7 protein-coding genes are annotated in these 11934 nt (G+C 48.0%); 6 read left to right on the forward strand and 1 reads right to left on the reverse strand.

Annotated elements, in window-relative coordinates; genetic code table 11:
* Positions 1–33: 33 nt before the first annotated feature.
* Positions 34–864: an HDOD domain-containing protein gene (locus ACS18Q_RS07010; RefSeq protein ID WP_158165279.1), complete on the reverse strand. Its 831-nt coding sequence runs from the start codon at positions 862–864 to the stop codon at positions 34–36.
* A 280-nt stretch (positions 865–1144) separates the two neighbouring features.
* Between ACS18Q_RS07010 and ACS18Q_RS07015 the strand changes: the two genes are divergently transcribed.
* The 6 genes from ACS18Q_RS07015 to ACS18Q_RS07040 all read left to right on the forward strand — a co-directional run bounded on the left by ACS18Q_RS07015 (position 1145) and on the right by ACS18Q_RS07040 (position 11736).
* Positions 1145–1819 (forward strand): hypothetical protein, encoded by a 675-nt coding sequence (locus tag ACS18Q_RS07015; RefSeq protein WP_004726003.1) that lies wholly within the window; start codon positions 1145–1147, stop codon positions 1817–1819.
* 205 nt (positions 1820–2024) lie between these two features.
* Positions 2025–4631 (forward strand): aminopeptidase N, encoded by a 2607-nt coding sequence (pepN, locus tag ACS18Q_RS07020; RefSeq protein WP_432582473.1) that lies wholly within the window; start codon positions 2025–2027, stop codon positions 4629–4631.
* A 42-nt stretch (positions 4632–4673) separates the two neighbouring features.
* Positions 4674–4892, forward strand: a complete 219-nt coding sequence (locus tag ACS18Q_RS07025) for a DUF2835 domain-containing protein (protein WP_081454431.1) — start codon at positions 4674–4676, stop codon at positions 4890–4892.
* Positions 4893–5080: 188 nt separating this feature from the next.
* Entirely contained in the window at positions 5081–9922 is a 4842-nt protein-coding gene (locus ACS18Q_RS07030) for an NAD-glutamate dehydrogenase (protein ID WP_441257588.1), read from the forward strand.
* Between the two features lie 73 nt (positions 9923–9995).
* Entirely contained in the window at positions 9996–11006 is a 1011-nt protein-coding gene (gene pyrD, locus ACS18Q_RS07035; RefSeq protein ID WP_004725999.1) for a quinone-dependent dihydroorotate dehydrogenase, read from the forward strand.
* Between the two features lie 187 nt (positions 11007–11193).
* Positions 11194–11736 carry a cell division protein ZapC gene (locus ACS18Q_RS07040; protein ID WP_238820125.1) on the forward strand — a complete coding sequence of 181 codons (543 nt, stop codon included), beginning with the start codon at positions 11194–11196 and terminating at the stop codon, positions 11734–11736.
* Positions 11737–11934 lie beyond the last annotated feature (198 nt).

The following is an 11934-nucleotide window of genomic DNA, read 5'->3' on the forward strand; positions in this document are numbered from 1 at the left end:
GTTGAGCCCGCTTTTTTTATGCGCGTGATTCAACTATACCTGCACCATGTGTATCGCTAAGTCGCGGCCGTTGCCACGGATGCGATCGATGGTGCCGGAGAATTTGGCGGAAATACTCAAAAGACGTGAATCTGGGTGTTGCGCTAAAAATTCGTACTTCTTCATGTCATCACTAAAGCTATCCCAATGATCGTTGATCGAGCGGGCGAAGTGCAATATGGTCGCGAGTTTTGGAGACACTTCTGCTTCACGTGGCTCGTTGAAATGTTCAATGGCGTCTGCCATTTCTTCTGGAAAATTCCAACTGCGCGCCAAACGTGCGCCAAGAGTCGGGGAGGACACATCCAAAATCTCTTCTTGAATGGCGAAAGGGTCGCCGCCCGCTTCAATTTTCTGATTAATGGTCGCCGCGTGTTCAGGAACCAAGGTATGAATCATCAGTTCACCAATGTTGTGCAGTATCCCGGTGGTGAAGACTTCATTGCTGTCCATGCCGACTTCTGCCGCGAGTTTGCTTGAAATGACAGAGACTTCAAACGTGTCAGTCCAATATTTTTCCATATCTAAAGTCGTGATGTGTGGGAAGGCGCTCGATAACACCGACGCGACGACTAATGTTCTGACCGGTCCGGTGCCGACGCGAATCAAGGCATCGTTAACGGTGGCGACGGTTTTATTGCCACCGAAATGCGCCGAGTTGGCCATGCGTAACAATCGGGCACTGAGCACTTGATCCATTTCGATCTTGTGTGCCAATGCGTGAAAGTCGACATCGTCTTGGTTGACCATTTCTAACAACTCATGCAACAGGCTTTGAATGCGAGGGAGTTCATTTAAGCGTGAAATTAAAGCTGTCTGACTCATGTTTGTCGTCTCCTTGAAGATTACGTGTTCTGACTATAGTTCACACGATGATAATAAGACAATGTCGGCGTAACATTGCATTAACATGTTTTGCATGAGCACATTGCGTTTAAAACCCCGCGAGAAACAATGCATTTTAACGATGAAGGGTGAAAGAAATGCCAAGGAGTAACTTTCAAAAAAGTCGTTGAAAAGACTGATTATTGTGATTGAATTCAAATAATTTAGCGTTATTAGCGTGGAAGTCCTAAGCTTAAAGAAAAAAGTGAGGGGAAGCGCAATGAAATGGATCATGATGATTTTCGCTTGTCTGAGCTTGGTTTCTACCAGCCCAGCGTTTAGCGTTACGGATTCAAATAGCAAAGATTTAACACAATTTGATCAACCGTTTTTGCTCGGTGACTGGTACTTGGTGAACCCAAACCCGGAAGAGTCACGAGAGAATTTTCTAGCGATCAAACTCAATTTTTCGTCGGATTATACCTTTGCCATCGATATTCAAAAGAAAGATTACAGTGTTGATCATTGGGAGGGGATGTTTGCGGCCAACAACGACACGATTATTCTTGGCCTCAATTCGGATGAACCGCAGGTCTACGAGTACAAAGGCAATCATAATTTACTCCACCTCAATGGTGTGACGTTTACCAAAGCGTTGTCGAATGCGCTTGCGGGCATTTGGTCGAGCACCTCGTTGTCGGGAAATGACTTGTCAGCAGAAAGCATTCAAAGTGTCGATTTGATCTTGCAGCCTGATTTTGTGTTTCTGTTTCGAGCCAGTGGTGACAATGGCACCGAGGCGATTCATCGTGGTGTTTACTATACCGAAGGGAACCATTTGGTTTTGATGTACGAAGATGGTGAACACGATACGCGTTATACCTTGAACCAGAATCAACTGACGTTGGAAGTGGAAGACGGGTCGATGTTCGCGGTGATGGATCGGATTCGTTAGCCAGATGGCAGAAAGCCTGTCAGGCCTACATCAATTAGGGAATTGTGTTATTTCATTTGTTCTACCTAGCCATTTAACGAGGTATTTCGCGTAAATACCTCGTTTTTTCTTTTCAGGGGTTGTTATTGGCACCAACAAGCCTAAGATCTGTAACACCAAGTAATTGGATATCGTCACATTTCATTACGTCAAAAGGATTCCGACAATGGCTCAAACTCCACAGGCCAAGTACCGTAAAGATTATAAAGCGCCTTCCCATTTGATTTCAGATATTGAACTCACTTTCGATCTTCATGACACGGCGACCACCGTGACTGCTGTATCTCAAGTCAAGCAGCAAGGAGAAACTGCAACGCTGACTCTGGATGGTGAAGGGCTGGAATTAAAAGCGCTGCAAGTTAATGGCGCCGATTGGCAAGATTACACGTTGCTGGAAGCGGGCATTGAAATTCGCGCGCTGCCAGAAGTGTTTGAACTCACTATCATCACGTTAATCAATCCAGAAGCGAACACCGCGCTGGAAGGTTTATACAAATCAGGTGGTGCATTCTGTACTCAGTGTGAAGCCGAAGGCTTCCGCCGCATTACTTACTACCTCGACCGCCCAGACGTTCTGGCGAAATACACCACCACCGTTATTGCGGATAAAGCACAATACCCATTCTTGCTCAGTAACGGGAACAAAGTTGAACAGGGTGAAGCAGAACAGGGTCGTCACTGGGTGAAATGGCAAGATCCACACCCAAAACCTGCATATCTGTTTGCCTTAGTGGCTGGCGACTTTGATGTACTGCGCGACAAGTTTGTGACCCAATCGGGCCGCAATGTAGATCTGGAAATTTTTGTCGACAAAGGCAATCTGGATCGCGCACATCACGCCATGGCGTCGCTGATCAATGCGATGAAATGGGATGAAACCCGTTTCGATCTTGAATACGACTTGGATATCTACATGGTTGTGGCCGTTGATTTCTTCAACATGGGCGCGATGGAAAACAAAGGTCTCAATATCTTTAACTCCAAGTACGTGCTAGCCAACGACCAAACTGCCACCGACACTGACTACCTCGGCATTGAAGCGGTGATTGGTCATGAATACTTCCACAACTGGACAGGGAACCGCGTGACCTGTCGCGACTGGTTCCAACTGAGTTTGAAAGAGGGGCTGACCGTCTTCCGCGATCAAGAATTCTCTTCAGATCTGGGCTCTCGCGCGGTCAACCGAATCAACAATGTCCGCATCATTCGTGGCCCGCAATTTGCCGAAGATGCGAGCCCGATGTCACATCCGATTCGCCCGGATAAAGTGATCGAGATGAATAACTTCTACACCTTGACCGTATATGAAAAAGGCAGTGAAGTGATTCGCATGATGCATACTTTGCTGGGTGAAGCGGGTTTCCAAAAGGGCATGAAGCTTTACTTTGAACGTCATGATGGTACGGCGGCAACGTGTGAAGATTTCGTTTCAGCCATGGAAGATGCGTCTGGTGTTTCTCTGAAACAATTCCGTCTTTGGTACAGTCAATCGGGCACACCAACGGTGAAAGTGAGCAGTGAATACGATGCAAATGCGCAGACCTACGCGCTGACCATCGCACAGCACACCGAACCGACACACGAACAGAAAGAGAAACAACCACTACACATTCCGTTCGATGTGGAACTGTACACCAAGAAGGGCGACGTTATTCCGTTACAGTGTCACGGAAAGCCGGTGGCGAATGTCCTGAATGTGACAGAATCTACACAAACGTTTGTGTTTGAAAACGTGGTTGAGCAGCCGATCCCTTCATTGCTGCGTGAATTCTCAGCACCAGTCAAACTGGAATACAACTACAGCGATGAAGAACTGACGTTCCTGATGGTTCACGCAACCAATGAGTTTGCGCGTTGGGATGCGGGGCAAATGTTGCTGGCGAAATACATTCGTGCCAACGTTGAAAACGTGCAGCAGGGCAAGCCCGTGGCATTGTCTGAAGCGGTCGTCGATGCCTTCCGCGGTGTGTTGCTGAGTGATGTTCTGGAGCCTGCGTTTGTGGCGGAAATGTTGTCGCTGCCGAGCCACAATGAAGTGTCGGGTTGGTACAAACGTGTCGACGTTGATGCCATTGCTCAGGTGCTGAAAGCAATCAAAGTGATTTTGGCGACAGAACTGCAAGATGAACTGAGCGCCACCTATCACACGTTGAAACAAGCCGATTACACCATTGAACACGCCGCGATTGGTCGCCGCGCGCTACGCAACACCTGCTTGGCTTATTTGTCTTACACAGCCCAAGGCAACGAGCTGGTGAGCGCGCAGTATACTCAAGCGAACAACATGACCGATACCATTGCGGCGATGTCTGCCGCGAACTCGGCGGGTCTTGCGTGCCGCGAAGCCTTGATGGCAGACTACAGCGACAAGTGGAAACACGATGGTTTGGTGATGGACAAATGGTTCGCGCTGCAAGGGTGTAACCCAGCAGACAATGCGCTGGACGTGATCAAGCAAACCATGAACCATGAAGCATTCAGCCTGAAAAACCCGAACCGCACTCGCAGCCTGATTGGTTCATTCCTCAGTGCTAACCCAGTTCGTTTTCATGCCAAGAGTGGTGAGGGTTACCGCTTTGCAGGCGAGATCCTGCGTGAGATGAACAGCAGCAACCCACAAGTGGCATCTCGTTTGATTGATCCACTGCTGAAATTCCGCCTGTATGATGATGAGCGCCAAGCCATGATCAAAGCAGAACTGGAAGGGTTGAAAGCGATGGATAACCTCGCTCGCGACCTGTTCGAGAAAGTCAATAAAGCGCTCGAAAACTAAGGGACACCAAGGTGGTACTTCGGTACCACCATTTTTTAAAGCATGAATCACTATTTCTTTTCTCTGAACATCTCTTACCAGTCGTTTTTGTCACACTATTCTGGGGCCGCGAGTACCGTTTTAGTGTTAACAGAAAGTGGCTTGCGTCTCCAATTACCCGCCGCAAAATTCCGCCCATTTCTTAGTCAAATTGGTGTAAAAGGTCGATTTCGTCTAACAACTGACCAAAACAATAAGTTCCTAAAGTTAGAAGTTCTGTGAGTTCGTGATTTTGCAGTAATTTAAATAGGTACCTTAGTCACATTCTCAGACATTTCACCTCCTACCAGCCGCAAAACCATTAACTTTTTGTCAATAAAGCTTTTACAATAGCTCTGCATTACCAAGCGTAAGCTCTATGCTTACTGCATACCCTACAAAGCACATAATTCTAATCTTTGGAGTCGCCTATGACCGCGCGTGAAAGTTTAATGCCGGTTCTGCTTGAAAAAGTGTATCAACTGATTCAAGACAAACTTGAGCTTGCTCAACAACCCCTCGTCACCCAACTCGCACAACACCTGTTTAGTAATGTCGCACAAGACGATTTGATCGAACGAAATGAATCCGACCTATACGGAGCCGTCGTCAGTCTGTGGCATCACATCAACGAGAAAAAACCGGAAGAACGCTCTGTTCGAGTGTTTAACCCAACGGTGAGTAAACAAGGTTGGCAATCAACCCACACCATCGTCGAAATTGTGGTTCCGGATAGCCCGTTCCTTGTTGACTCCATCAAGATGGCATTGAGCCGTCTGGATCTGACCTCGCACCTAATGCTCAATGGCCCGACTCAAATCGCGCGTCATGCCGATGGTACAATCAAAAGCATTAACGAAGGTGAAGGCCCGCTGCAGTCTCTGTTCCATTTGGAAGTCGACCGACTCAACAGCAAAGAAGAGATGACCGCACTGAAGGATGAGTTGCTGGATATTCTGAGCGATACCGCGCTGGTGGTTCAAGATTGGAAACCGATGGCGAATCAGTTGGATCAAGTGATCGCACAACTGGAAGCGAAAAAAGATCGTATCCCCGTGGATGCGGATCGTTACGATGAAACGTTGAAGTTCCTCCGTTGGCTTGGGGATCATAACTTTACGTTCATGGGCTACAAAGAATTTGATTTGGTTAACGTGGAAGGTGATACCGAGCTGCGCCCAACGAAAGAAGCAGGCATGGGTCTGTTCTCTGACGCGAAACGTGTGCGCAACGTGAAGTTGTCTAACTTCCCTGATTCAGCGCGTTTGGAAGCGAAAAAGCCATTCTTGCTGATTTTGACCAAAGGTAACAAACAGTCTCGCATTCACCGCCCGGCGTATACCGACTACATTGGCATCAAGAAGTTTGATGACAACGGCAAAGTGATTGGTGAGCACCGCTTTACCGGCCTGTACACGTCGGCCGTGTATAACCAAGCGGTGGAAAGCATTCCGCTGATTCGCGAAAAAGTAGAACGTATTCTGCATGCCAGCGGCTACCGCGTGGGTTCATACGCGTACAAAGCGCTGCACAATATTCTGGAAAACTACCCGCGTGATGAACTACTGCAAGCGCGTGAAGAAGACTTACTGGAAGTGGGTATGGGCGTGGTACAGATGCAGGATCGTGACCTGATCCGTCTGTTCGTGCGTAAAGACCCGTTTGGCCGTTTCTTTAGCTGTATGGTGTATGTGACCAAAGAGCGTTACAACACAGAACTGCGCCGCCAGACACAACGCATTCTCAAGCATTATTTTGGCTGTCAGCAAGAAGTGGAATTCACCACGTATTTCTCTGAAAGCCCGTTGGCGAGAACGCACTACATTGTTCGTGTGGACAACAACAGCATGAACGTCGATGTGAAGAAAATAGAGCAGAACTTAATGGAAGCATCAACAACTTGGGATGATCGTTTGTCTGAAGCGATCGTGGCAAACTTTGGCGAAAGTAAAGGTCTACCGCTTTCAAAAGAGTATCTGCATGCTTTCCCACGTTCTTACAAAGAAGATGTGATGCCCGGTTCTGCGGTTTCTGACATTGAAAGCCTAGAAGCGCTGAACGAAAACAACAAGCTGGGCATGTTGTTCTACCGCCCGCAGGAAGAGAAGAAAGATTCAAAAGCGGTTCGTCTGAAACTATATCACCGCGATGAGCCTATCCATTTGTCGGATGTGATGCCGATGTTGGAAAACCTCGGCCTGCGTGTCATTGGTGAATCACCATACGAAGTCGTGAAATCTAACAGCCAGACCTACTGGATCCTAGATTTCTCCATGCTGCATAAGAGCGACAAAGAAGTGGATCTTCGCGAAGCACGCGATCGTTTCCAACAAGCGTTTGCCGCAATCTGGAATGGTGGCCTAGAAAACGACGGCTTCAACCGTCTGGTACTGGGCGCATCATTGACGGGGCGTGAAGTCTCTATTCTGCGTGCGTACGCCCGTTATATGCGTCAGGTCGGTTTCCCATTCAGTCAACAATACATCGAAGAGACACTGAACCATTATCCAGATCTGGCGAAAGGGCTGGTGGAACTGTTTGTTCGTCGTTTTGACCCGAAATTCAAAGGGGCACAAAAAGGTCAAACGGATCTGGTCACCAAGCTGACCGCGCAATTGGATCATGTGGAAAGCCTCGATGACGATCGTATTTTGCGTCGTTACATGGAAATGATCGCAGCCACACTGCGTACCAACTACTTCCAGCTCGATGAAGACAAACAGCCGAAACCTTGGTTGGCGCTCAAAATGAAACCGAGCGACATTCCAGACATTCCGGCACCCGTGCCAGCGTTTGAGATCTTCGTGTACGCACCGGATATCGAAGGGGTGCACTTGCGTGGCGGTAAAGTCGCGCGTGGTGGTTTGCGTTGGTCTGACCGTCAAGAAGACTTCCGTACCGAAATTCTGGGCTTGGTGAAAGCACAACAAGTGAAAAACACCGTGATCGTTCCTGTGGGAGCGAAAGGTGGCTTTGTGTGTAAGAAACAATACCTGTACACCACGCGTGATGAGATCTTCGCCGAAGGTCAGCGCTGCTACAAACGCTTTATCCGCGCGCTGTTGGATGTCACGGACAACATCATTGAAGGTGAATTGATTGCACCGAAGAGTGTCGTTCGACACGATGAAGATGATCCGTACTTGGTGGTTGCAGCAGATAAAGGTACGGCAACGTTCTCGGATTTGGCCAACTCAGTCTCGGCGGAATATAACTTCTGGTTGGGTGATGCGTTTGCATCCGGCGGTTCAAACGGCTATGACCATAAAGCGATGGGCATCACCGCGAAAGGTGGCTGGGAATCGGTAAAACGTCACTTCCGTGAAATCGGGATTGATTGTCAAACCACAGATTTCACAGCGATTGGTATCGGTGATATGGCTGGCGACGTGTTTGGTAACGGTATGTTGCTGTCGAAACATATTCGTCTGCAAGCCGCATTCAACCACCTGCACATCTTTATCGATCCAACACCAGACGCTGCCAGCGGTTGGGAAGAGCGTCAACGCTTGTTCAACTTGCCTCGTTCAAGCTGGGAAGATTACAACGCGAAACTGATTTCGAAAGGCGGTGGCATTTTCTCGCGTAAAGCGAAATCCATCACGCTAAGCCCTGAAATTCAGAAAATGTTGGGGACGAAGAAGGCCTCGGTTGCACCGAACGATCTGATTAAGATGATCCTGAAAATGGATGTGGATCTGCTGTGGAACGGCGGTATCGGCACGTACGTGAAATCCTCTGCAGAAACGCACACCGATGTGGGCGACCGTGCCAACGATGCGCTGCGTATTGATGGTCGTGAACTGAACGCGAAGATTGTCGGTGAAGGCGGTAACCTCGGCATGACACAACTGGGTCGTGTGGAATACGCATTGACCGGCGGCCGTGTGAACACCGACTTTGTTGATAACGTGGGCGGTGTTGACTGCTCTGATAATGAAGTGAACATTAAGATCTTCCTCAATGGTTTGGTTGCCAACGGTGACATGACGATCAAACAGCGCAATGTGATCCTTGAATCGATGGAAGATGAAGTGGGCGACATTGTTCTCGAAGACGCTTACACCCAGTCTGAATCAATCTCGGTGACCGAACAGCAAGGTGTGGGTGTGGTGAAAGAGCAGATTCGCTTTATCCATCACATGGAAAAATCGGGTCATCTCGATCGCGCTCTGGAATATATCCCTGACGATGAAACACTGCTGGAACGTGAAAAACAGGGCATGGGATTAACCCGTCCTGAGCTCGCGGTCTTGGTCGCGTACGGCAAAATGGTCTTGAAAGAAGACTTGGCGTGTGAAGACATCGCCAATGATGACTTCCATGCCACTCAATTGGTGAAATACTTCCCATCTGAGTTACGTCGTAACTTCGCAGATCAAATGAAGAATCACCCTCTGCGTAAAGAAATCATCGCAACAGCGCTTGCAAATCAGATGGTTAACGAAATGGGCTGTAACTTCGTGACGCGTCTGCAAGAAGAAACGGGCGCGAATGCCGTTGATATCGTGAATGCTTACGCTGCGGCGCGTGAAATTTACGGTTTGGGTGCGGTACTTGAACAAGTGCGTACGCTCGACAATAAAGCAACAGCGCACGCGCAATACGACGTGATGTTCCATGTTCGTCGTACACTGCGCCGTTTATCGCGCTGGTTCCTGCGCAATCGTACAGGAAAACAATCGGTTCAAGCGCTCATCGACAGTTACCAATCGGATGTGAAAGCCATTGCGAAAGATCTGGATCAATTGCTGGTGGCTGATGAAGTGGCTGAACACAAAGCGATGGCGCAGGTGTGGGCTGAGCAGGGCATTGATGCAGAATTGGCTAATTATGTAGCACGTTTGTCGAGTTTGTACTCAGTACTGGATATATCTACAGTGTCCCGTGAAAAAGGTAAATCGGTGGAACAAACGGCCAAGCTGTACTTCAACTTGGGCGACCGTTTATCACTGCACTGGTTCCTGAAGCAGATCAATGGTCAAGCGGTCGATAACAACTGGCAAGCTTTGGCTCGCGCAGCGTTCCGCGAAGATCTCGATTGGCAACAACGCCAGTTGACCGCACAAGTGTTGAACTGTGCGTGCGACCCGGAGAAATTGGACGTGATGAAAGCGTTGGAAGAGTGGATTGAAAACAACGAGGTATCACTGCATCGTTGGGAAAACATTCTTAACGAATTCAAAGTCGGTACGGTTCATGAGTTCGCGAAGTTCTCGGTAGCGATGCGAGAATTGATGCTCCTCAACTTAAACTGCCAGGCGGCGGAATAAGCATTGAATTGTTAGATAAATACGTCAATAATATCGCCCCGTTTATTCGGGGCTTTTTTCTTTTGGAGGCACAATGCTTTACCGCTTAGCCAGAGCTGGCTTTTTTCAACTGGATGCTGAAAAGGCGCATGAACTCGCCATTCAAAACTTCAAACGTTTCACTGGTACTCCTCTCGATCTCTTCTATCGTCAACACCTTCCAAACCGTCCTGTAGAATGCATGGGATTAACATTCAAAAACCCTGTTGGTTTGGCCGCTGGTCTGGACAAAAACGGCGAATGTATCGATGCGTTTGGTGCAATGGGTTTTGGCTTTGTCGAAGTCGGTACAGTGACACCACGTCCTCAACCGGGCAATGACAAACCGCGTCTGTTCCGATTGATCCCGGCTGAAGGGATTATCAACCGCATGGGCTTTAACAACGAAGGTGTGGATCACCTTGTTGAGAATGTTAAAAAAGCAAATTACGACGGTATCATCGGCATCAACATCGGTAAGAACAAAGACACGCCGATTGAAAAGGGTGCTGACGATTACCTGATTTGTATGGACAAAGTATATCCATACGCTGGTTACATTGCGGTCAACATTTCATCTCCCAACACACCAGGGCTTAGAACGCTGCAGTATGGTGATGCATTGGATGAGCTGTTGGCAGCACTGAAAGAACGACAGTCAGAACTTGCCGAGAAACATGGCAAGTACGTTCCACTGGCGCTGAAGATCGCGCCGGATCTGAGTGATGATGAGATCAAACAGATCTGCCAATCGTTGCTGAAGAACAAGATTGATGGCGTCATCGCAACCAACACCACATTAGACCGTTCTTTGGTTGAAGGCATGAAAAATGCCACCGAAGCGGGTGGGTTAAGTGGTCGTCCTTTGCAATCCCGTAGTACCGAAGTGATCAAGTGCTTGTATCAAGAGCTGGGGGATGACATTCCAATTATCGGGGTAGGCGGTATCGATTCTTATGTCGCGGCAAAAGAAAAACTGATGGCCGGTGCGAAACTGGTTCAGGTTTACAGTGGATTTATTTTCCAAGGCCCTAAATTGGTCAGCGATATCGTCAAAAACCTGTAATTGACGACAATCAACTGGCGTTCATCACCCGTTGTCAAAAGTGACAAGGTGACAAACAGAGGAAATGAGATAATCATTTCCTCTTTTTTTTTGATTTTCCGTTCTTAGAATTACAACTATTCGTTGGCAAAGGTAATTAAGCGTTTTACCTAATCGTTTGATAATTCGTAAATTGAGAGTCGGAACAATGCTTAAACCAAGTGACAAATGGAATTGGTACTACGCAGATAGCGAAGGCTATTTGATGCTAGACCTGGGCGAGGAGATGGTGTTCCGCACGAATCTCAGCCGAAACCTATTAGTCGATTGCGCTTTTTCTGAAAACCATTTTACTGTCGACGATGCCTCAGATTACCAAACCTACAAAGAACGCATCAGTTGCTTAGAAATGAGCGAACCGCGCCGTGTCGAGCTGGCACTGTATTGTGTGGCGGCAAAGCGCTTCCACAAGCCGGTTCAGCCTAAGAGTTGGTTCTTTGATTATCAGGGTGGGGATGTCGCACCGGAAGAGGGTGACATGGTCAGTTTGGTTAATGGGTACAATCAAGGTTATTTTATCGTGCTCGAAGTGGGCGATAACGCGAGTTTATGTGCATTGGTCGATTTACAGGCGTTTGTATTAAACGGTTCTAAATCGCTCGAATTCGGTCAGGTCATTAAAGTGATGCATGACCGTATGGCCAACGCCAACCATCTTTTCGTATCAGAGCCAATGGCTTTGGTCGGTTAAACTTTCCCTAAGTTAATTTCGTTCTTTTTTCATTTCCCATCGGCGCAAGCCGATTTTTTTTGCCTCAAATTCCTTCCCAAGGACAGCTTGCTTGCCAAGTTGGGTCGTCTTACGCCTGAGATTTACCCCTGAATCGAATATTTTTTATGACAAAAGTGACGAGTCATTCACCGGTGTTCGGGGTGAATTCCCCTTAAA

The organism is Vibrio sp. Vf1514 (assembly GCF_052076135.1).
GTDB classification, from domain to species: domain Bacteria; phylum Pseudomonadota; class Gammaproteobacteria; order Enterobacterales; family Vibrionaceae; genus Vibrio; species Vibrio furnissii.